The 23,842-nt window shown below is 42.6% G+C and carries 18 protein-coding genes; 9 read left to right on the top strand and 9 right to left on the bottom strand.

Annotation, left to right across the window (positions count from 1 at the left end):
• The first annotated feature begins 607 nt into the window (after positions 1–607).
• Together C9I43_RS02830 and C9I43_RS02825 are read left to right on the top strand one after the other, a co-directional pair.
• Positions 608–988, top strand: a complete 381-nt coding sequence (locus tag C9I43_RS02830) for a DUF2750 domain-containing protein (protein WP_076497075.1) — start codon at positions 608–610, stop codon at positions 986–988.
• 25 nt (positions 989–1,013) lie between these two features.
• Positions 1,014–1,460: a hypothetical protein gene (locus C9I43_RS02825; protein WP_181317844.1), complete on the top strand. Its 447-nt coding sequence runs from the start codon at positions 1,014–1,016 to the stop codon at positions 1,458–1,460.
• A 98-nt stretch (positions 1,461–1,558) separates the two neighbouring features.
• Here the strand turns inward: C9I43_RS02825 and erpA are convergent, their stop codons facing one another.
• The gene (gene erpA / locus C9I43_RS02820) at positions 1,559–1,909 is read right to left on the bottom strand and encodes an iron-sulfur cluster insertion protein ErpA (RefSeq protein ID WP_076496972.1); all 351 of its coding nucleotides are present in this window, start codon (positions 1,907–1,909) and stop codon (positions 1,559–1,561) included.
• The gene (locus C9I43_RS02815) at positions 1,902–2,702 is read right to left on the bottom strand and encodes a DUF6776 family protein (RefSeq protein WP_107881976.1); all 801 of its coding nucleotides are present in this window, start codon (positions 2,700–2,702) and stop codon (positions 1,902–1,904) included. Before C9I43_RS02815 ends, erpA begins: the two co-directional genes overlap by 8 nt.
• Positions 2,703–2,776: 74 nt before the next feature.
• Here C9I43_RS02815 and C9I43_RS02810 point away from each other — a divergent pair, with 74 nt between their 5' ends.
• From C9I43_RS02810 to C9I43_RS02800, 3 genes are all read left to right on the top strand, one after another.
• Positions 2,777–4,501, top strand: a complete 1,725-nt coding sequence (locus C9I43_RS02810) for a chloride channel protein (protein WP_107881974.1) — start codon at positions 2,777–2,779, stop codon at positions 4,499–4,501.
• 414 nt (positions 4,502–4,915) lie between these two features.
• Positions 4,916–5,773, top strand: coding sequence for a LysR family transcriptional regulator (locus C9I43_RS02805; RefSeq protein ID WP_107881972.1), 858 nt, complete (start codon positions 4,916–4,918; stop codon positions 5,771–5,773).
• 5 nt (positions 5,774–5,778) lie between these two features.
• A complete protein-coding gene (locus C9I43_RS02800; protein WP_107881970.1) occupies positions 5,779–6,735 on the top strand; it encodes an oxamate carbamoyltransferase subunit AllH family protein in 957 nt (318 codons plus the stop codon).
• A 251-nt stretch (positions 6,736–6,986) separates the two neighbouring features.
• Here C9I43_RS02800 and C9I43_RS02795 read toward each other — a convergent pair whose 3' ends face one another.
• The 5 genes from C9I43_RS02795 to C9I43_RS02775 all read right to left on the bottom strand — a co-directional run bounded on the left by C9I43_RS02795 (position 6,987) and on the right by C9I43_RS02775 (position 14,123).
• A complete protein-coding gene (locus C9I43_RS02795; protein ID WP_076496976.1) occupies positions 6,987–7,922 on the bottom strand; it encodes a carbamate kinase in 936 nt (311 codons plus the stop codon).
• Between the two features lie 180 nt (positions 7,923–8,102).
• Positions 8,103–9,521, bottom strand: coding sequence for a YlbE family protein (locus tag C9I43_RS02790; protein WP_107881968.1), 1,419 nt, complete (start codon positions 9,519–9,521; stop codon positions 8,103–8,105).
• Between the two features lie 2 nt (positions 9,522–9,523).
• Positions 9,524–11,077, bottom strand: a complete 1,554-nt coding sequence (gene fdrA, locus C9I43_RS02785) for an acyl-CoA synthetase FdrA (protein WP_107881966.1) — start codon at positions 11,075–11,077, stop codon at positions 9,524–9,526.
• A 199-nt stretch (positions 11,078–11,276) separates the two neighbouring features.
• Positions 11,277–12,539, bottom strand: coding sequence for an ankyrin repeat domain-containing protein (locus C9I43_RS02780; RefSeq protein ID WP_107881964.1), 1,263 nt, complete (start codon positions 12,537–12,539; stop codon positions 11,277–11,279).
• Positions 12,540–12,548: 9 nt separating this feature from the next.
• Positions 12,549–14,123 carry a SulP family inorganic anion transporter gene (locus C9I43_RS02775; protein WP_076496980.1) on the bottom strand — a complete coding sequence of 525 codons (1,575 nt, stop codon included), beginning with the start codon at positions 14,121–14,123 and terminating at the stop codon, positions 12,549–12,551.
• A gap of 1,073 nt (positions 14,124–15,196) precedes the next feature.
• On the opposite strand from C9I43_RS02775, the gene pyrB reads away from it, so the two are divergent.
• The 4 genes from pyrB to nhaD all read left to right on the top strand — a co-directional run bounded on the left by pyrB (position 15,197) and on the right by nhaD (position 20,793).
• Complete coding sequence (gene pyrB, locus C9I43_RS02770) at positions 15,197–16,126, top strand: aspartate carbamoyltransferase (RefSeq protein ID WP_076496981.1); 930 nt, start codon at positions 15,197–15,199, stop codon at positions 16,124–16,126.
• Positions 16,127–16,142: 16 nt separating this feature from the next.
• Positions 16,143–16,604, top strand: a complete 462-nt coding sequence (pyrI, locus tag C9I43_RS02765) for an aspartate carbamoyltransferase regulatory subunit (RefSeq protein WP_076496982.1) — start codon at positions 16,143–16,145, stop codon at positions 16,602–16,604.
• A 678-nt stretch (positions 16,605–17,282) separates the two neighbouring features.
• The gene (gene hemL / locus C9I43_RS02760; RefSeq protein ID WP_107881962.1) at positions 17,283–18,572 is read left to right on the top strand and encodes a glutamate-1-semialdehyde 2,1-aminomutase; all 1,290 of its coding nucleotides are present in this window, start codon (positions 17,283–17,285) and stop codon (positions 18,570–18,572) included.
• A gap of 973 nt (positions 18,573–19,545) precedes the next feature.
• A complete protein-coding gene (nhaD, locus tag C9I43_RS02755; protein WP_107881960.1) occupies positions 19,546–20,793 on the top strand; it encodes a sodium:proton antiporter NhaD in 1,248 nt (415 codons plus the stop codon).
• Between the two features lie 153 nt (positions 20,794–20,946).
• Here nhaD and C9I43_RS02750 read toward each other — a convergent pair whose 3' ends face one another.
• Both C9I43_RS02750 and C9I43_RS02745 read right to left on the bottom strand, forming a co-directional pair.
• On the bottom strand, positions 20,947–22,032 hold the full coding sequence (locus C9I43_RS02750; RefSeq protein WP_107881958.1) for a general secretion pathway protein GspB: 1,086 nt from the start codon (positions 22,030–22,032) through the stop codon (positions 20,947–20,949).
• On the bottom strand, positions 22,032–23,705 hold the full coding sequence (locus C9I43_RS02745) for an ExeA family protein (RefSeq protein WP_107881956.1): 1,674 nt from the start codon (positions 23,703–23,705) through the stop codon (positions 22,032–22,034). The genes C9I43_RS02750 and C9I43_RS02745 overlap by 1 nt, the downstream gene beginning before the upstream one ends.
• Positions 23,706–23,842: the final 137 nt, after the last annotated feature.

The raw sequence follows: 23,842 nt of genomic DNA, 5'->3' as shown, positions 1-23,842 counted from the left end.
TAGAGAACTAGGGAGTAACTCGGCAACCTGGCAGTATCATTTTTAACCACTCACTTTTACCAATACTGTTATTTTTCACACAACCAAATTCATTAACACTGAAGATTAATTTAATTAACAAAAAACAATCACAAACTTGTACTTGGCTCCAGCAAATGCAGCAATGCTTAAGGGCTCGTTTATTTGCCTCTTTTATATCTATTAATTATCTATTCATTAAAAATCATATGCTTGCGTTTAATTCGCAGTGGTAAACTTGAAGTGGCAGGTTTTAGGCGTTTTATAAAAGTTGATATAATAAATTGAGACGAAATAAACGTTAGCTATTACCTCTCTTCAGGCTAAGTAAAAAACGAGGCGAATTAAATTGAGGTAGTGGTTTATTTATATGCATAGGAACCTACAAATTGTTCCTTATCGATAGGCTTGATTTAGTGCGATTTCTACGCAGTAAAATAAAGGGGCAATTCCAACACAACTACACACTTAGTGCTGTTGTTCTTTTTCTAATCCCGCGCTAATGTTACCATTTGCACAACTGGTGAATTTTGCTGTGCGACTAAAAACACATCTGGCTCACCCTATTCAAGCAAAAGAGATATTTTTCATGAGTAAGACTGTTAAAACCCTCGCTGAGACAGCAGCAATGACACCTGAAGCACGTTACGATTATCTTGTTGAACAAGTTAAAGAACACCAGATCATTTGGACGTTACAGGACCAAGACGGTTGCGTCATGCTGACCACGGAAGAAGAAGATTGTATTCCAATGTGGCCAACTGAAGAGGCTGCAGAATCTTGGGCTGTGGACGAATGGAGCGATTGCCAAACTTTGGCTATCCCCTATGACGAATTCCACGATAGATGGGTGCCAGGCATGGAAGATGATGATTTATTTGTTGCCGTGTTCCCAGTATTAGATGATTTAGGCGTAGTGATCCCACCTTACGAACTTGATCAAAAATTAGCGCCTAAGCAAAGCCATTAATCTGCAGCGCTAAGCGAGAATATCTATGAGCGAGCAAGAATCGACGACAATACCTCAAGCAAGCACAATGATGAGTCAACGCTTACCGAAACGACTCATTGCGCTGTTGCTGGTGTATACCGCTGCGTCAATCAGTGGCTTAGTCGCTAAGCAGGGCGTGTTATTTTGTCTACTGACACTCTTTATGGTGATTGCTATTATCGGCCGGCAAAAGGCAGCGCTTATTATGCTGAGGGGTTACACCTTAGTACAGCTGGGATTGATTAGTATGCTGCCAGTGATCATGTACGATCCTGACAACTTAATTGTCGGCCCGACGACAGTGTACTTAGGAGAATGGCAGAGCAAGCTACCTGACTATGTCATTTTTATCGCTTTGATCGTTTTGTCGTTACTGCAAGTTTGGATAGCCTTTGATAAAAAGGTAAAGGCGTGGTTTAAACCTAAACTTAACTTGAATATCATGGGTTAAGTCGTGATAGGTGACTAAATTGCGCCCAACAAAAAGCCGTCATTACGACGGCTTTTTTGATCTAACACTATGCCTTTAGGCACTGCATTAGCAATGTATTAAACAGAAAAGCTGGCACCACAACCACAGGTCGAAGATGCATTAGGGTTTTTCACGAAGAAGCGAGAACCTTCAAGGCCAGAAGTATAATCGACTTCTCCACCCACTAAATATTGTAGGCTCATAGGATCAACAACTAAAAGAACGCCTTGTTTTTCTATCGTAAAATCGCCTTCATTGACCTTTTCATCAAAGGTAAAGCCGTACTGAAATCCAGAACAACCACCGCCAGTCACATAGACTCGTAGCTTAAGTTCAGGATTTTGCTCTTCTTCCAGCAAACCTTTTACCTTAGCGGCTGCCGCATCGGTAAATTGGATTGGCATTGCTGTATCAGCTTGATCAGTCATTACTACCTCTTACATCAGTTTTCTGGGGCAAATTATCCTTTACCTGACTGTTTTGTTCAAGTATTACCCGCGGTTCTTTTTCACCCTGTAATAACTCAGGGGCACTATAGATTTGTTCAGTCTGTGAATTCTTAGTCCAGCGGCTCGAAGGCACCAACACCTTAACCTTCACTTGCTGTAAATTAAAGCCTGCGGGAACAGTTACCTTGGTATCTATGACCTGAAAATAACGAAAATCAAACTCGAGTTTAGAACCCGTGATTTTGTTCACATTTAAGTTAACTGATTTGCCATTTTGCACACCAATTAATGTCAATTCGGCTCGACCTTGGATTGACTGCTTACGCTTTTGCAACTGAGTTAACACCAGCTTAAGGTTATATTCATCGGTCAAAGCGCCTGGCGTAATTTCAAGTCCGTGAATTGCGACACCTTCAGCATTATCATCTGGCGTCATAATGCTACGATAGAACGCCAGCTCGTGTTCTAACTCTTTTTGCTTTTTCAGTTGCTGACCAAACATATCTTGCATCTGCGCATTCGCTTCACGCTCAACGGATAGCTCTAGATTTCTGGTGGCGAGTAACTGGGTTTGAGCTTCTAATTCGACGCTCAAGCGCTGGGCTTTACCGTTGTGTTTAACAACGGGATCATCGCTGCTTAACAGCAAAAAACTGATCCAAGCCCCTAAAAGAAGGGCCACTAAGACTAAACACGATAAATATATTGAAGATGGACGATACTTTCGGTCCATCACTTGTAACCGATTTCGCCAATGAGAATAATTTGGCATTAGGTAACAACCCCTTATATAAAATATAATCAACTCAAGAACGAGTTCGATACAATACAACTCAGGCCAACGCAGTGCAATTACCTATAAACAAAGTCGCGATGCAACGTGCCATCATAGTAGCTAAAAAGTATTTTGCTAATGAGCTACGTGATCATTTATCCCAAGCCCGTATCAGTGCGCAACTGTGCATACTGGCGCTGCTATTTGCCATTTTCTCATCTTGTGTCATTTTACTGTTTCGACTTTTACTGGTTTGGGCTAATCATTACACCCAAATACAGACGCTGGATTTTACGGGGAACGTCGCTGACTGGCGAGCTCTGTTACCGCTTTTAGGGGCAGTATTAATTTGGATTGTGGCAAAACTAGGCTCTAAACGCTATAGAAGAATGGGAATAGCCTATGTTTTACATAGAGTTAAATTGCATTATGGTAAAATTCCGCTGCAATCTGCCGCAGGACAATTTTTTCAAGCACTCTTTGCCCTAGGCACTAATTTCTCGGTAGGTCGTGAAGGTCCAGCTATTCATCTGGGTGCTGTGAGTGCCAGTTTTCTCGCTGAAAAATTTAATCTTCCGGATAATAGCGTACGGATTATGTGCGTCAGTGGCATTGCTGCAGGCATAGCCGCGACTTTTAATGCACCACTCGCTGCGGTCATTTTTGTACTTGAAGTGATCGTACGTGAGTACAAAATCCATTACTTTTTCCCGATTATGCTCTCGGCTATTTGTGGTGCAGTATCAAGCCAACTGGTGTTCGGTAATGTACACGAACTGGACCGCATTCAAGTATTCCATATCCCCCTAGATCACTATCCCATACTGGCGATTGGCGGCGTAGTATTAGGCTTTGCTGCCGCCCTATTTAATTATTCATTATTAAAAGTCACTGCCACCGGACAAAACTGGCCATTAATTTATCGATTATTATTGGCGGGTAGCATCACTACCCTAATTGGTTTAGTGCTACCACAAGCCCTTGGAACTGGCGATTTCGCCATTGGTGAGGCGATTAGTCAACACCCGAGCTTATTGCTTTTAATTGCGCTGTTGTTTGCCAAAATGATTGCCACTATTGCGGCAATTGGTTTGGGTATTCCCGGTGGCTTGATTGGTCCTCTCTACGGTATAGGTGCTTTACTCGGGGCTATCCTTGCCTTAGTCAGCGCCCTATTGTTCCCATCTATTGCGCCCTACGTTGGGCTTTATACGGTTATCGGCATGACTGCCATGATGGGAGTATGTCTTGCTGCGCCACTGGCAGCCTTAGTCGCCTTGTTAGAAATGACCAATGACGCCAGTATCATTTTACCTTCAATGTTTGTCACTATTCCGGCTTTTTTAATTGCCTATCAAGGATTTAAAACAAAATCTATTTTCTTTGAACAGTTAGAGATCATGGGACTTAATTATAAAGTCGCGCCGGTTAATTTAGCGCTGCAGAAAAAAGGCGTCAGAACCTTGATGGATAGACGCTTTGTTATCGTTAATGACAACGATGAGTTATTGCTCGAAGTACTTAAGCGGGCTGAAGGTCGAAGCGTACTAGTGCGTAATACTGAGGCAATATTAGAAATGGTCAGTCTTGAGATGCCACCCGATAATCATAGCCCCGCGCTTACACGCCATCCTATAGAAGGCCTGAGTGATACAACAACACTCAATGAGGCTTATATCATCTTGTCACCCAAACGTAGTGGTGAGGTATTTATCTACCAAGACACGCCCGATAACATCGTTGGCGTGATCAGCTGGGCAGCACTCCAAAAAGAAATCAATTCAGGGCAAATATAATCTATAGCCGCTTATTCTTCCCACCAGCATAAACAATCAGTAACACCTATTACTGAGTAAACGCTAATTGAACATCACCAATAACATGGACCCTATACAGTTGATATTGAGTTGGCGCAAATACTATTTCCCTTACTAAGTTAAAGGTCTTACTATTTGTCAGTTGAATGTCCGCCCTATTGAAGAAAGACTGAATACTAGGATGATGTTTAAACGCATCCCCCATGAAGAAGAGGAAAATAATATCAAAGTCGTGATCACTAAGATTAAAAATCTAAATCACGAAACTAGGTAGCCACAGGGCTAAAACTAGAAATTGTCTGGCGTGAAACAGCAAAGCCCACGACCCCATTCACAATGGCGCAACTTATTTTACGAAAAATATAATAACAAGCTAAACATAGGTAACCCATCATGAAGTTTATTCCACCGCAGTTATTTTTAACCTATATCGCCGTGTGTGAAACCGGCAGTTTTACCCGCGCAGCAGAAAGAATACATAACTCTCAATCGGCCATTAGCCAACAAATTAACCGCCTTGAATCTATGCTCGGCAGCACGCTATTAATACGTACACCGCAAAAGGTGACATTAACGGAGCAAGGGGAATTTGTATTACGTTATGCCCATAAAATTATCGACTTGAACACCTCTATGGTCGATAACTTTCATGAGAAGTCAGAGCAAAGCATTATCAAGATAGGAGTGCCTGACGATCTGTCGGTCGATGTCACTAAAGCCATTGTGCAGTTTCAACATAACTACAATATCTTAATTGAATTTACCTCAGGCCTAAGCAACAGCCTGTATCAGGCCTATCAAGCTGGCCAGTATGACCTTATTTTGGTTAAGCAGCCCATACTCGGTAATGCTTACGCCTATCGCAGAGAGCCTCTCTTATGGCTCGACAGCGCGGCGCACCCCACCTTTAATAACAAGATGGTCCCATTAGTGCTGTTCCCCACTGGAGCTCTGTATCGGGAGCATATTCTTAACTCTATGGACCAATTAGGTTACTGCAGCAAAATTAACTATTGCAGCAGTAACTTGTCGGCCATTATTACCGCTTCATCTATCGGTTTTGGGATCACCTTGTTACCGGAAACCTGTAAAACGGCAGAGCATAGCATTATCAATGAGCTACAAACCTATGCTCCACCCAACGACTTTTATTTAGCCTTATATGTTAATAATACGCATGACATGATCGTGACTAAAATAGCCGATGAGATCATCAACACCTTTAACTTAAAGCACCATAAAACCTATTAAGCCTGATGATGACAAAGATAACCCTAGCTCAACCGATTTATGATCAACTCATGCACCACGGCTCAATAAGCACAACCGTGCATTCAGTATTTAACGCCGCCTGCAATCTCCAAAGCCCCTTTGGTTTGATCTCGCTACTCACCCAACCAAAAAAGATGAACCCAAGCGCAATTTTATTGCCGCAAGGGGTAAGCCTTAAGTCGCTCATTGTCGGTGCAAAGGTTGAGCTGTGCGTCATTAATAACAAAGACTCTAACTTGTCGCCGGCATCAGCGGCCAGCGCCCATATTGATAATCTGATACTGCATATTAACTTAGGCGCAGGCGCAACCATTGTGAGTGAGCAGATAGCACGTTTTAACCCTAGCTTGTCTGCGGCTTTGCCCATCGCGCTCAGCCAACAATCAAGCCTTCAGCTGCATATCGCTTCTTTTTTGCAGTGCAATCAAAAGTCGCTGGGGATTTATCCATTACTGTGTCAGCAACCGCGACTCAATATCGCGACTAATCTGGTGTATCAACCAGAGATGATGATTAAATATATTACGCCGCACCTACAAAAGTTTATCGCTGCTGTAGCCCAGCAAGACCGTGCAATTGAGCTTAAATCTATTATCGGCTTTGGTGCTGGGCTAACCCCCTCAATGGACGACCTACTGGTCGGCTTACTCTCCTGGCTAGACTTTAGCCAGCACCCTTATTTTTATCTGCTAGCACAAGCGGTACAAGCTAGTGCAGCGCAAACTACAGATGTTAGTCAAGCCATGTTATTGCACGCCACGCACCATCATTATAACCAAGAGATTACTGAGCTGTATGCCTTTTTAAATCAGCCCTTTAACCCCTTGGCGCTCGATGTAGCCCTTGATTCAGTGGTTACCTATGGTCACTCTTCTGGCCACGACACCCTATGCGGCATCTACTTGGGATTAATCTTCTTCGGGGATGCACCAATAAGCTGAAAACACACAACGGGCAGATGTAGAGTGATGCTCTATCGTGCTTATGTACTTGCTTAATCATGCCTATTCTGGTCAGTTCTAAACCGTAAGACCCTAATGGGTGGCAACCATCCGAATACAATGGGATGAACTGAAGTGCTAGATTGCAGGTCGTAGGCCAAAATAAAAAAGCCTCTATTTGAGGCTTTTAAAACATAAACCAGCACTAAAATAACAAAGCGTGCAAGTGACTGGCTAGGCTGTTGATAAAATCAATAATACTCGACAGTTTCGCCCAGTGTGATGCGCGTACCAGAGTGTCCAGCAATAACCGCAGATAATTCATCTAAAGCACCAATGGCAGCATCACCCAGCCCCTTAGAAACAAATTTACACACGGCATCAATTTTAGGGCCCATAGAACCCGCTGGGAAATGGTATTTATCTAACTCTTCAGGCGTAATATGTTTAATTGCCTGCTGGTTTTCTTTACCGTAATTAAGGTAAACCGCGCCGTCGGTTAGAATAATAAACAAATCCGCCTTAATTTGCTCGGCAAGTAACTCCGCCGTTAAGTCTTTATCAACCACACATTCAACGCCAACGAGATTACCATTATTAGCTTTAAATACCGGAATACCTCCACCACCACAGGCAATCACAGTATTACCATTTTCAAGTAGGTTACTGATTTGCTTAGATTCGACAATATCTTGTGGCATAGGTGAAGACACAACCCGGCGGTAATAGTCGCCATCTTTCTTAAAAATTGCCGAAGGATTAGCAATATTAATCTTATCTATCTCTTCTTCGCTATAAATGGGACCCACAAACTTAGTGGGGTCGTTAAATGCTACATCGTCAATATCTACGCAGGTTTGGGTCAAAATAGTGGTAATACTTAACTTATTGTCACTGTTAAATAATTCCTGCTGCAACATATAACCAATCATGCCGCAAGTTTCGGCACCCAATACATCCAATGGGTAGGCGGTGACCGCACTATTAATTTTTTGGTACTCGTAATTTTGCTCCATCAATAATCCCACTTGTGGACCATTACCATGAACAATTACCACATCATGCTCTCTAGCGATAGCCGCAATTGATGCCGCAGCCTTTTTAATATTATTACGAAGATTGGTCGCAGTGAGCGGTTGACCACGCTCTAATAACGCATTGCCACCAAGGGCTAATACTATTTTCATGGGAAACCTCAATATATATTTAATCCACAATCATGTGGCAGAAAAAAATAAACACACAGTTGCAATAAAGGTAATAAATAAAACGGATAAAACTAATAATAAAAGCCGACTCATTTCTTATCATTAATAACAGATTTAAATAGAGCCGACTTTTATGCGCACAAGAGTTAACCGTATTGATTAAAATTTATTAGCAAAGGCAATAATGGCTTTTTCAAAGCATTCCACTGGTGGATTCGTAATACCACAACCTATCATACCAACGCCGGGTTCTTTATGAGCAATAGCGGTATTAATAATAGGTAAAACACCTGTTTCAATGACTTTACGAATATCAATACCCGATGAAATACCTTTAAAATTTAATAACGGAATAGTGACATTCGGATTTTTGGCAGTTGTAATTTCATCCATCTGGATAGAGTAATCAATCGCCTCATTTACCGTGCCGCCAACCAGTGCAACGATTGCTGGCGCCGTCGCCATCGCAAATCCACCAATTCCATAGGTTTCGGTAATAGCACTGTCACCTATGTCTAAGCCCGAATCTTCAGGCTTAAAGCCAGCAAATAGTGGGCCGATAACCTTTTGAGCAGGACCTGTAAACCAAGTAAAGCCTTTCATACCGCTGACACGAATACCAAATTCAACGCCGTTACGTGCCATTGTGGTCACTACCGTACTGTGCTCGACCCCATGACCAGCATCGAGGGCACACTTACACATTGCCATCCAAGTTGGACCCGAAAAGTAATCGCTTGATGCAATAAAATCAAACACCTCACGTTTTTCTTTGATGGTGAATTCAGTTTCTAAAATCAAAGGTGTTAATGCCTGTGATAATAAAGCGGTACCCGCGTTATTACGGTTATGACATTCATCTCCCATATGCAGGGCTTGAGCTAGCATTAAGCGTAAATCGATAGGCTCAGCTTTATCCATAGCGGCTTTTAGCATTGGCCCTAATACGTCGCGCATCCAGATTAAGCGCTCAACCACGCTTTCATCGTTGGCGCCCATACGTAAAATTTTCGCCATCTGCTCACTAAGGTTGGTATACGCGACGTTACCATAGGTCATGTTTTTGACCACGTGCATATACATAGAAGCCGACGTGACCCCCGCCATAGAGCCGACGCAATCGTGCTCATGACATGGCGAAAAAGTGATTTCACCTGATGCTGCTAATTTAAATGCCTCATCAAGATTAGCTGCCAAGCCTTCAAAAATCAGCGCGCCAGTCACCGCGCCGCGCATTGGGCCATTCATATCATCCCAGCATATTGGTGGGCCAGCATGTAAAATGGTGGTCTTAGTCATACCAGGAACGACATCAATCGCTCTTTCATAACCCACCAACACTGGGTGTGATTTAATAATGCGATTAACCGCTTCTTCGTTGGCCGCCTCAATTTTTTGTGCTATTTCTGGCTGTGCCAGTTTATCAAGCGCTGCAATCACCTTGGTATTACCACCAGCAATGGGTTGCCAGTTCACATGGGTCACCGGCGCTTGCTGCTTGCTGATATCGTCTTTAAAGAACTCAAGGCCCACATTAATTACATTTAAGTTTGAAAATAGTGCTGTCATCTTGCTCATGATTATTCTCCCTTGCTCACAAAGCCGCTTGCCAATAGCCCGGTATTTTGACTGCTGCTGGAAATGGTCACCCCTGCCGAAGCCAATTTATCAACTTGCTCGCTCAACTTTGGCGTGTCCAGATCAGTACCCAGTACGTAACCTAGAATCTCTAAGTGCTGACCCCGCGCCGCCGCTTTTTGCTTCGCGTTGATAATGGCTGGCAAAGTCACGCCAACAGGATCTTCATGTGAACCATAACCGATAACAAAATCGAGAATGATCACCCCAACTTCAGGGTCATCAGCTTCTTTAAGCAGACGTTCAATACGCGATGAAGGGTCGATCATCGGATGTGGGCGCCCATTAGTAAAATCATCGTCACCAAAATCGATAAAGGTGTGCTGCTGGCTAACATTAATGTCCGCTAAACGCTGCTCTGGTTTTTTGGCGATATTGCTATACACCTGGCTATGCGTATCACGCACCAGCATCATGGTTTCTTCACATAAGGTGCCACCGCAGAACAAACCACGAATGTACTTTTGTTCAGGTGATAACTTGACTTTAATCTCTTCAATTAACGCTAAGTTCAAAGCGCGCTTATTAATACTACTTTCATCAACACCCGCTAAAACAACCGCTTGTAACGCGGCTTCTTTAGTGGTTTTAGCAAAGTGAGCCCCGGCTGCAATAACCGGTGCTTCTTCACCACCTAACAGACAGACTACCACCGGCTTGCTAAAGCTCTGAACCAGTGCGAGTACCTTGGCTTCAACGCTTTTCGCCGCAGGTTTAGAGACGATTAAGATCACCTCAGTGGCAGGGTCGGCCTCTAATGCACGCAATCCATCTAGCATCATGATACCACCGACTTCTGCGCTTAAGTCACGTCCGCCTGTACCTAATAGTTGCGATATACCACCGCCAAAGTCATGAATACGTGCAGCAACTTCTTGGCTGCCCGTGCCTGATGCGCCGACAATACCAATATTACCTGGACGGACTTTGTTGGCGAAACACAGACCAACATGATTAATAATGGCGGTGCCGCAATCAGGCCCCATCATTAGCAAGCCTTTTTCGTGAGCAAAGGTTTTAAGCTCCACCTCGTCGGCCACCGAAACGTTGTCGCTAAACATCAATACGTGTAAACCGTTAGTCAGCGCGGTTAGCGCTTCACGCTTAGCAAACTCACCAGGCACAGAGATCACCGCCAGATTGGCATCGGGTGCGTCGTTTAAGGCACTCTTTAAGGTGACATATTTTTTCTTACTTGCGCCTAAACCTGTTGCTGCTTTGTCATCGCCTTTTAAGAGCACTTCTACCTTGGCAAGTGCAGCATCACACACCTCCTCGCTAACGGCTTTTACCACAATAAACAGATCACCACTGTTGGCATTTTGCACTTCAGGTAATAATAAACCTATGTTAGCTAACACCCCTTTATTCATCTCGGTTGCCATTGCAACAAAGGCCTGTTCAACATCATTAATTTCATTAACTTTGGTCGTTAATGCCATTAATGAAACCGAATCGAAATAGGTATTCTTTTTTAAAGTTAATTTTACGACCATATTAGCCTCTACTATATTTCAACAAAAATATGTGTAATTACTCATGTAATAGTTAATAAAATAACCACTACACCTATGTGTAAATATGTATTCCATTTAAATAAGATAAAATAAAAACTAAGAGCATCAACCTTCAAGTAGGTACTGACTTAAACCCACCAATTAATTAAAGTATTTAACAAGGATACTCAGTTAAATTTTATTTATTTGACAGAGTATTTTTAATATCAACCAATTCATCAACGTCATCGCAGGCTTCAATGGCTTGATTAATGACGGCTATTGCTTGTTCAAGCAGCCCCATTATTTCTAATGACTTGGCTTTATGCTGATAATAAAGCCCATTGCGAGCATCATGCTTAATCGCATTTTCTATAGTGGCAATCGCCTCATCGTGTCGGCCTAATGAACGCAAGCTATTAGCCTGATGAAATGAGTAATCATAACGATGCGGCTGCTGCGCCAATAATAGGGCCATAGCATCGACTGCATCCTCATGCATGCCAAGCTCTCGTAAATAATTAGACTTGTGGTAGCGCACAAACGGTGACTCAGGCTGAACTGCAATGCCGTAATCAAATTCAACGAGTGCCTGCCGCGTTTGTTTGGCAAGCCGATAACTATTGGCGATATAAAGATAAAACTGCGCTTTATTGTCACTCAGTGCCAAACCTTCACGGTAAGCGGTTATTGCCTCATCAAAACGCGCTAACTCCGTTAGCACATAACCACAGTAATAGAAGTAATCTACTGGATTGGTAAAGCCATCCCTATTGGTGGTTAACACTGCCAACGCCGCTTGATAGTCAAACTGACGAATATGCTGTTTAACCAAGCGTAATGCAGCACTATAGCCTTGCTTAACTTGCTCACGTTGCGTCATCAAGGCGACAATACTTTGTTGACCCAAAGCGTTGGCATGATCGAGCGCACTTAATCCATCGCGATCTTGAAGGTCAATGTCAGCGCCAGCGTCGAGTAACCCCTCTATAACGTCGGCATATAAATACCCACCATCACCTAAGATCACCGCTTCTAATAATGCCGACCACCCTAATTTATTCGCGTGATTGACTGGGATGCCAGCATCTAAACTGACCAGTACAGTACGTAAAAAGCCTTTTTCGCTTGAGGGTAACAATGGCGTCCCCCCAAAACGGTTAACACTGGTGACGTCGGCGCCATTGGCTAAAGTCAGTGATAAAAGTGCGTGAAATCCGTTAGCACCAGCGCACAGGTAAGGCGTCAGTTGGTTCACATCACGAGCATTAACATCAGCACCATGCTCTATGAGCACCTTGGCTAGCGTCAGATTATTTTGCTGCACAGCAATCATCAATGCAGTACAGCCATTTTGATCTCGGCTATCGACTTCGACCTGCTCCGCTAAATAAGTCATAACATCGTCAACCCGATTATTGATGACCAACTTATGCAACGACATAGGGGCATTAGCATTCATATTCACTCCTCAAGCGGCTTCAGTGGCTTTAGTTGCTGGGATAATAGGCAGTGGTTGGCTAACAGGCTCGCTTACACTCTCTTTAAGGTTGTAAAAATGTTTCACCCCAAACAGAGTCGCCATCATCAAATAGGAGTAAACAAACATCATAGATTCCGGTTGAGCAAAGCCAACGCCATTGGCATGGATGAACCCCACCAGTGCTAAACCTGCAGCAACTAAGGCAGCAACCACGGCGCGAAGGGGGGTATTATTGATAGCAAAAACCACCATACAGCCCCACAGCAAACTCGCAAGCGGCGCACCATTACCTAAGCCCACCATGCCTTGGTAATAAATTCCTTTTGCCGCTAACGCTTCTATCCCTACCTCTTGGGCATTCGTACCGGCAGTTGCCAAAGTATTTTTGAATAAAGATAGTGCCCAGTAGCCAATCCATGGGAATAAACAAACGAAGATTGCAGGTACTTCCAATTTAGGCGTTTCACGTACGACTTGGTTAGCTGTCACAATACCGATGTAGACTAATATTGGTGCAATAGCAGCACCAGGGATAAGGCTCAGTAACAGTGCACCTAAACCAAATAGACACACGAAGAACATAATCACACCATTAAACAAGGTGTAACCTATACTCGCACCCATCTCTTTATAAGCAGCATGACCCACATACACAGTGACAGGAAAAGGGTTACCCATAAACGCACCGAGCATTGATGCACAGCCGTTAACCATCATGATTTTACGTGTCGGGTAAGAGTCACCCGCGGCATCGGCACTTTCAATATTTTCAAGGTCAAATACATAATTGGCCAAACCTAGTGGCACAGCGGATGCCAAATAAGGTAAGGCGTGTGGCACACCTTGGATAAAGCTGTCGATATGGAATTGTGGAGGGTTGAAACCCGCATCCGATAGTGAGGCAATAATCGCATCGGGTGACTGCAAACCAAATAACCAAGCCAGCGCGGTACCAACAATAATCAATAACAAGCCGGTGGGAATTTTAGGAAACAGCGGTTTTTTACCGAACCAGTTGATAAAGATAATACCCAGCACTACAAACGACACAACAGGCGTTGAGAATGCTTGCAACATCGGGTTGAGCGCCAACAGTGTAAGGCCTAAGCCCGCCAAACAAGACAACAGCACTGTGCGAGGTACGATACGACGGATGGTATCACCGAAGAATGAGCCGACTAATAGGATCATCGCCTCAACAAAACACCAAACTAATGCGATTTGAATTGCAAACGCCGCATCTTGCGTCGAGTGATAAACAGGCATAATCACGAGGAAGGTAACGGTAAAAATAGACGGGGCACTCGGACCAGATGGTAAGGCCGTCACATCATCGCGGCCGGTTTCCTTTTTCAATTTATAGGCAAACCAAGCATAAAAAATACTGGCACACATCACGGCTAAGCCAAACGCTGGGACGACCTGCCCCATAACAAATTCTTTTGGTAAACCTACGACAAAAAGTAACAAGCCCATCATCGTCAGTAAATTGGTTAAATTATTGGTAAACAGACCAAAGAAGGCCGCCCAATCACCTTTACGCCAAACATCACTTATGTCCATATAGCAGTCCTATTGTGATTTAATTATTTAATTGGAGTTAATAGCGAACACCCAAAGGTTAACAAAATTAAGGCGAGTCAATAAATTAGAAAACTAAATAGGCAAGATTAGACTTAATGATACAAACATAAAAACAAACAATAAAATAACCAAACAAAAACAAATTAAAAACAGTTAGCTAACACGTACTACGTTAAAGGTTCTTTAACGTGATCAACCTCACCCTTAGGCTGACTGCTAACGCTTGCAAGTAACAAAATGAAGTGTGATGAGAGTCACGTCATACTATTACTAAAGGTTTTTTTGCTAAATCTCTCGCAGCATTTACCGTTAGTGTGCTTAGATAAACCAGTAAGACTTTAACTGTAAAATTAAAATAAATAACTGATAATATTAAAAAATCACTTACCTTGTGAACTGAACGCGCTAAGACCGCAAAAGCCGAATATCACACTGAAGCATGGCTCTACAGCTGATGTCGCCATTGATTTAACAAGCCTTAAATTCTACGACGAAGATGATAAAAACATCTCAGCAAGATAAAAAAGTGCCAAACCTTGCCTGTACAATATCGCTATGTAGCACTTAGCCGATAGCATCTAGTCGATAACGGTATACATAAATGCGTATCAGCAGAAGCCTTCATTATTAAACATGCCAATAATGAAAATGAACTGATGACTCAGCTACTGAGGTAAATCGCTCAGGAAGGTATCTCTTTTTCAAGTGTTTAACCAACAAAATGACGGGGTAATGCAAATGCTTGCGAACACAAGAAATGGGCGTATAATCCTTCGGAATTTTTCGAAACAGAGTTTAGCAATGAACTGGCCAGCTAAGTACAACTTGATTCATTATCGCCGAGAAGCTGCATCGGTTTTATTTTCTGTTTTTCAATTTTAAAACAGCCTCCTTGTTTAAGGGGGCTTTTTTTTGTCTGTTTTTTACGTCAGACAAAAGCGTTTTAAAGCTTAATTTGTAAAATACATTCGCAATGTAACTTGCGCTGTAAGTGCAATCGCAAAAATTTAAAACCATTTGTATCCGTTATCTATATATTGGGAAGATAAGCCATGGCAAATTCGTTATTTCAAAAACACATCATATCCATTCCGGAATTAACCCGAAGTGAACTTGAACTTATCGTTGAAACTGCTGGAAAACTGAAAGCAGAGCCAAATCCAGAATTATTAAAAAATAAGGTTGTGGCGTGTTGTTTTTTTGAACCATCAACACGTACCCGTCTCTCTTTTGAAACCGCAATACAACGCCTTGGCGGCACTGTGATTGGTTTTGATAATGGTGGTAACACTTCGTTAGCTAACAAAGGCGAAACTTTGGCTGACTCTGTTCAGGTGATATCTTCTTATGTCGATGCTTTTGTTATACGCCACCCGCAAGAGGGTGCAGCACGTTTAGCTTCTGAATTCTCTCATGGCGTACCAGTACTTAACGGTGGCGACGGGGCAAATCAACATCCAACACAAACCCTATTAGACCTATTTTCAATCTTTGAAACTCAAGGGCGCCTAGATAATCTGAATATCGCATTCGTTGGCGATCTAAAGTATGGCCGTACTGTACATTCTCTGGCTCAAGCATTATCGAAGTTTAACAACATTAACTTCTTCTTCATCGCACCCGAAATTTTGGCTATGCCAGATTACATTTGCGAAGAATTAAACCAAGCCGGTATCAATTATAGTCTGCATGCCACTATGGAAGAAGTGATCCCTAAGCTAGACATACTGTATATGACTCGCGTTCAGAAAGAGCGTTTGGACGAATCAGAGTACGTGCATATTAAAGCCGCTTACGTCCTAACAGCCTCAATGCTAGCTGACGCGTCAGATAACCTAAAGGTATTACACCCATTACCGCGTATAGATGAAATTACCGTTGATGTCGATAAAACCAAACACGCTTACTACTTTCAGCAAGCTGAAAATGGAGTTTACGCGCGTGAGGCGCTACTGGCACTTGTACTAAACGAACAACTATAAGCAGGAGATAATCGCTATGCCTAAAGAAACCCAACTGGTTGAAGCAATAAAAAATGGTTCTGTTATCGACCATATTCCCGCAAACATGGGGATAAAGGTGCTTAAACTGTTCAAAATGCACAAAACGAATCAACGCGTAACGATAGGCCTCAACCTGCCCTCTTCAGCTTTAGGCGCGAAGGATTTGATTAAGATTGAAAACGTATTTATCAATACGGATCAGGCTAACCAATTGGCTTTATATGCACCTAATGCAACAGTAAACCAAATAGAAAATTATGAAGTGGTTAAAAAACTCACTTTGTCACTTCCAGAGAAAATCAATTCGATTTTTAAGTGCCCTAATAGCAACTGCATTACTCATAATGAGCCTGTAGACAGTAGTTTTACTATTATTGCCAAAAAAGAAGATGTATTCCTAAAGTGCAGATACTGTGAAAAAGTGTTCTCGCGGGAAATCGTCACTGAACGTGTTTAACCTTAACAGAGGTTAAACATTAGATAGACCGGATGAATTAACCACTTATATGGTTAATTCATCTCAAACTTATCACTCGCTATACTCATAAGTAGGATTTGTACATCAGCACCCCATTTTCACATTAGACGTTCATACCTAAAGCAAGCAATCTCCCAATACAGTACAAAGTACTTCATACAAAATACCGTTAAGCTATAAATACCAAGATGGCAATTGACATTGACCTCCTTTAAGCGTTGCCAATGCTTGGTTATGTGATCAATGGTCATTGCAAATGCTGAGTATGAGCTCACAATAACGGAACGATTTAACGAAAATTTAGATCAGCCTGATATACTCTACCCAGCACAAATTCAAGAAGAGCGAGCCCCAATAAAGGGGAAGCCGAATAAATATCATGGTATAAGAGCGCTTAAACCTAAATATTGATACAAAACATTGCAAACTCTGTGGTCTAACATCCGCGATAAAGGCTATAGAACACAGATAAATGAGTTAGATAGTCTGCTTAATTTAGCCACTTTTAGATTGGTAAATAACGGACTTTTAATTTGTATGGCGCAGCTTGCGCTCACATCTGGTGTTGGTTCACAACTTGAACAACACCCATGTTCAGTTAATTAGTACTTATAAAACGCCGATGTTAAATCTGGCGACTGACTTTAAGGATATAGAATGACCCGTTCAGAAACCCTATTTGAACAAGCTAAAAAAACCATCCCCGGTGGTGTTAACTCCCCGGTTCGTGCTTTTAATGGTGTAGGTGGTTCCCCCCTATTTATTGAAAAAGCCAATGGCGCTTATATTTATGATGCAGATGGTAAAGCTTATATTGATTACGTCGGTTCTTGGGGACCGATGATCCTCGGCCATAACCACCCAAAAATCCGTGCTGCGGTATTAGCTGCGGTTGAAAATGGTTTGTCTTTTGGCGCGCCAACAGAGCTTGAAGTGCAAATGGCCGAGAAAGTCATCTCTATGGTGCCGTCTATCGAGCAAGTGCGCATGGTGAGTTCAGGCACAGAAGCGACCATGAGTGCTATCCGTTTAGCACGCGGTTTTACCAACCGTGACAAAATTTTAAAATTTGAAGGCTGTTACCATGGCCACGCAGATTGCCTGTTAGTTAAAGCGGGTTCTGGCGCACTAACCTTAGGCCAACCTAGCTCACCAGGTATCCCTGAAGATTTCGCTAAGCACACCTTAACTGCGGTGTATAACGATTTAGATTCCGTTAGAACGCTGTTTGAACAATATCCTACGGATATTTCTTGCATCATCATCGAGCCTGTTGCTGGCAACATGAACTGCATTCCACCTATCCCTGGCTTCTTGCAAGGTCTACGGGATATTTGTGATGAGTTTGGTGCTTTACTGATTATCGATGAAGTGATGACCGGCTTTCGCGTATCAAAAAGTGGTGCACAGGGTTATTACGGCGTAACGCCTGATTTAACTACGCTAGGTAAAGTCATTGGTGGCGGTATGCCAGTGGGTGCATTTGGTGGCCGTAAAGATGTAATGCAATTTATCGCGCCGACAGGTCCAGTTTACCAAGCGGGCACGTTATCAGGTAACCCAATTGCAATGTCAGCGGGTCTAGCACAAATGGATGCCCTGTGTGAAGAAGGTCTGTACGAAGCCTTAAGCGCTAAAACTAAACGTATCGCCGAGGGGTTTAAAGCGGCGGCAGATAAGCACGGTATTCCGATGGCAATCAACTATGTTGGTGGCATGTTTGGTTTCTTCTTTACTGACCAAGCTGAAATTACCCGTTTCGATCAAGTGACGCAATGCAACATCGAGCAGTTCCGTATTTTCTACCACGGCATGTTAGATGAAGGCGTTTACTTAGCCCCTAGTGCCTATGAAGCTGGTTTCCTATCAATGGCCCACGGCGATGAAGAAATGCGCTTAACCTTAGAAGCAGCTGACCGCGTATTAGCGAGTATGAAAGCAAGCTAGATTTAGGTTTAGATTTAGATTTAGACATATTAGGGGACGCCAGCGCGTCCCCTTTTTTTATGCTAAATCGCTGCATCACTAACGTATCTAAATAACCTGAACCCTGGATAACGAGTGTCGGAAAATCTAAATTTAACAAACTAAATCAATGTTATAAATGATTAGTTTGAAAAGAAAAATCTATTTTCTGACTGAATGCGCTGTTTTTACGCATATCAAGGCGCTCTGTCGTACGCCATAGCGAGCTATGGTTAGGCAGAGCAACGCAGGGAGGCCCGAAAAGATGCCTATTCAGCGGCTCTGCTTATCCCTAGCTCAGGTTAAATACTAGTTTGTATATTTATACGCCGCACGAGTTTATTTAATCTGCACTGAGGATAAGCTCTACATTTCTACAGGTTATGCTTCTCTTTATCGACGTTAGCCTTGCGACTAATGGCTCGCTATTGAAGTACGCAAACCTGCTATTAATCAATAGCAAAAACGCCCTTTGTAGGGTTAATTTTTTGGATAAGAACATAAGATTAATTGAGGCCACAGCTACTATGCTGAACTCAGATTATTTAAAATTTGTTTAAGTAAAAGTGTTTAGCCTAACAACAAGCCTATAGCGATATCGCTATTCAACAATCTCTACCTGAACAAAAATTAATTGAAGGTTCTGCAAACAGATTGCTTAGACTTTAATCGTAGAACCCACTTTTAACACAGCGATTCAACTTCTCAATTAAGCTAAAAAAACTATATAAACCGCAACTTGCGAGACATAAAACCAGATTAGCGCCAAATCGCATGGGATCAATATCACAAAGTTAACACAAATTGGGTTATAGCTAACGGTTGCGTTATGTATTCTATTATGTTCTGATCCGCTCGCGCTAATACGGCTAGCTTAATTTAGCCTTGATAAGCCCAATCTTTAGGTTGACTCAAGTCGTCCTACGACATTAAAACAGCAGTTGGAATTGTAGTTATGTTAAATACCTTTCTCATCATACTTGCCGTGCTGGCATTGCTCAGTATTGTTTTCGAAGAAGTTACCCATCTTAATAAAGCAAAAACCACCTTATTCTTTGGCTGTATCTCTTGGGTAGCGCTGTTTATGGCTGCAGGAGATCCTACTAATGAGAAAATAGTTGCCCACCAACTCAATGAGAACCTACTCGAAATTGCCACGCTTTGGTTATTTCTAATGTCGACCATGACCTTCGTTGCGTACTTAAACGCGAAGGGCATGATCCAAATTATGGTTCAAAAGCTGTTCCCGCAAAAAGTGTCGGTACGCATGCTAATGATCCAAGTGGCCTTATTTGCACTGGTGCTGTCAGCATTTTGTGATAACGTCACTGCAACCTTAGTGTCTTTAGGCTTATTAACTACCTTTAAACTTGATAAGCAGATGCGCCGAAGAATGGCGGTATTGATCATCTTTGCGGTGAACTCAGGCGGTGTAGCACTCATTACTGGGGATGTTACCACACTGATGATCTTCCTCGGTGGTCATGTGCATATGTCTGAACTGCTGATGTTATTTATTCCATCGGCGGTAAGCGTGATTCTACTCGCTACCCTGTTCTCTCTTAAAGCCGAAGGTGTGGTCAGCACTACGCCAATCAAACACACCTACCAAACAGTTGACGTGCTGATTGCGATCGTGTTTTTCTGCACCATTATAATGACCATGTTATTAAACATATTGTTTGGTATTCCGCCCGTATTAACCTTCTTAACGGGTCTATCAATTATGTTTTTGATTGGCCATACAACCCACAGTAATAAAGAAGAACTCAAAATTCTTGAGTACATTCGCCAAGTAGAATATGACACCCTATTATTCTTCCTAGGTATTTTATTGCTCGTCGGTATGCTTAAAGAAATCGGTACCTTAGATATGTTGACTGAAGCTTATACGATGTTTAATCCAAACATTTCTAACTTCTTCACCGGTATCGGCTCAGCCTTAATTGATAACGTGCCACTCACCGCTGCACTATTAAAAGCCAATCCCGTATTGAATACGCCTGAATGGCTTGGTTTAACTTATAGTGTTGGCGTTGGCGGTTCACTACTTATCATTGGTTCTGCATCCGGTATTGTGGCTATGAGTAAAGTGAAAGAACTGACTTTTGTAAGTTATTTAAAATACGTTCCTGCACTTTTCCTTTGCTACAGCGTCGGTTACGCAATAACCCTGTTTCTAGCCTATAGACTGTTTGATTAAGCTAATTACGGTATATAACAAAAAAGGCGCCCAAGGCGCCTTTTTTGTCTTTATTATTTACCACTGCTAACACATTGTTAAAATTGATAAAAAAGTTTGTCGGTGTTATTTATCGTCACGATTTATCGCATCATTTAACTTAATTGTAGAGGTCTAAATCGCAGGAACTTTAAACTGAGTTCCTTGAATATCTAACACGATATCCCGTGGACGGATGGCGATAATCTTTAATTTCCCCGCGATCAAATCTCCTTCTTGTAACTCAGCACCATCGACATTTAACCACCGCTGACTTGAGTCAGTAGAATAAACATGAGCAACTATATTGAATTCAGGAACTTGCAACTGTAACCCCGCAGGTAACTGACCATATTTTGGAATATCATCCACGGCAGTTTTAGGAATAGGGTCTAATTTAGCCTCTGTAACAGGTGTTTTTGCAGCATGAGTATATTCCACCTTTTTTAATGCAGTTTGAAACGTCGCGACTAACTTATCCTCATCACGGCTTTTATTCGTTTCTAAGCCCACATCTTCTGCCGCCGCACTCACTTGTTGCCGTAGAGCCTCAAGGCTCGCTAAACCTGCACCATTGGCATTGGCGCCTAACATCATGGTTTGTGATGCACCAATAGATGACGTTTGAGTGTCCACTGCCATCGTTTCACGATTTGCAGCATCAACTTGAGCTGAAGTCGACATATAGTCTGCGTAACTGGCATCACTTACACCAACAGCAGGAGTAGTGGTATTGAGGGTATAATCTATCTGAGGTGTATTTGATACTACTGCCCCAGGTTGAAATGGTGATACGGCGGCTAGCTCAGGTAAAGTCTGCGCCCGAGGAAGTGCTACTTTCCCAGCAAAACGAACACTCTCAGCGTTTGATTCAGTTTGTAATTGAGTTTTAGACTCTGCCAAAGGTTCATTGTTAACCGCCGATGACATTGATGACAATGGACTTGCCACTACCACAGCACGACTTGGGGTAAGCTCAGCGGGTATAAGCTCTGTCGGAGTTAATTCAGCTTTAGTCAGCTGGGCCTGATCCCAAGCGTTTAGCCCCCAAGCTGCCCCAACTCCTGCGGCAACTGCAAGCACCAATAGAGAAATTCTGCCTGTGGGTGACATCGCTTTGCGTGACGGCGAATAGTTGGCCCTTGGCGTCATTACGGCATCGGGAAGCTGCGATTGTTGCTGTTGTTTATTGCGGATAACGGCATCAAGTAATATAGACATTAACGACTTGCCCCATTATCTGTTAAACGTGGGCCTTGCTGGCTTAAATACAAATTTAATCTCACTAATGTTTGGTTCCCAGCAATACCATCGGCTTTTAATCCATGCTGGCTTTGGAAAGCTTTAAGATCATTTTCTAATGGCACATCGAATTGATTGACTCTACGCGCATTACGGTTGCTAACATGGGCTAAAGCATTTTCCAACCATTGTAATTGTCCAGGGCTCGATTTTTGACTGATATCCATCATAGGTAAATTAGGGGCTTGCCATAGTATTTCGAAGGTGCCACTAAAATGTTGATTAAACCAAGCCTTATCAATCCAAAGCTGTTGCTCCCCTAATTGCATTAGTAACTGCTCGCCATCAATTGCGATCACAGCACCATAAAAATCTAGCTGATGATCATCAACTAAATAGACAACGGCAGGATAATTAAGTCGAGTCAATGACATCCAATTACCCTGTTGTTGATAGCATGCTAATTCTTGCTCAACCGCAGACTGACAAGCAGTTAAACCTTTATAAGGCACTTTTCCCCACACACTAAATAGCCCCGCAAAAGCGGTATCAATATTGCGACTCTGATTAATCGCATCATTGAGCAAACGTTGATTAGGACTGGCCACTAATGCCTGCTGCGGCTCAATGCTTGAGAGATTAATTGGGTGCGCCACTTCATGCGCCGCAGCGGTTGTGCTTAACTCTTGAGGATTTGCTCCACTAGGCTCTAACTTAGGCTGAGAAACTAAACTAGTCGCTGCATTTACGGGCTTATCAGTCAATAGCCAATAAGAAACACCAAAAGCCATAAGTAGCACAATCGTGGTCACTGTTGACCATAAATATTTATGCTGAGTGGGCTCGATTTCACCTAACACCTCTGCTGCGGCTTGCCTGACCATATGATGATCAATTGGCACTCGTGACTGAGCATAGCCAGCCATTAAAGCTCGTTCGCATAACAAGTTAATTAATCGAGGTATGCCACCACTGTACTTTTGTAAAACCTTAATGGCTTTTCCAGTAAATAGCGGTTCAAACCGCCCCGCAACTTGTAAGCGATGCAATACATAAAGCCCTATTTCATCTTCATTTAGCGGCAATAAATGGTAACGTGCGGTAATACGCTGTGCTAATTGACGTAACTCTTGGCGCTTTAGTAACAACTGCAATTCTGGCTGGCCAATCAAAATGACTTGTAATAATTTTTTGGTATCGGTTTCAAGATTAGTAAGTAAGCGCAGTTGTTCTAATACCTCAGGGCGTAAATGCTGCGCTTCATCAATAATCAGTACGGTATTTCGGCCCTTACTGTGATTGGCTAATAGAAACCGACTCAAGTGATCAATCAGTTGCTTGAGTGTAGGATTATCGCCGTAGCTGATTTTCAGCTCATCACAAAGTGTTGCCAGTAACTCAAGCTCAGTGAGTGACGGATTTAGGATAAATGCGGTATCGGTATTGTCGGGCAATTGCCCTAACAAACAGCGAGATACTGTTGTTTTTCCCGTGCCAACCTCACCAGTTAACAGCACAAAACCACCTGTTTCACCCAACCCGTAAGTTAAGTGGGCTAACGCTTCTCGATGCCTATCACTCAAAAACAAATAATGGGGATTGGGTGCAATTGAAAAAGGGTTGTCGCTGAGTCCATAAAAAGCCTTGTACATACCACCAATCATCCTAATTTAAAAATAACGCCCCACGTTAAAGCGTCCCAATGTTATTGTCAAAATATCCGCAACATCGATGTGACATACTCTGCATGTAAATAACTCAAGGCGACGTTGCCAATCATCAATGTGAG

The sequence above is a fragment of the Shewanella morhuae genome (assembly GCF_003028295.1).
In the GTDB taxonomy this organism is placed as follows: Bacteria; Pseudomonadota; Gammaproteobacteria; order Enterobacterales; family Shewanellaceae; genus Shewanella; species Shewanella morhuae.
Note: the sequence above shows the minus strand (reverse complement) of the source record. Positions and strands in the feature narration are given on the sequence as shown.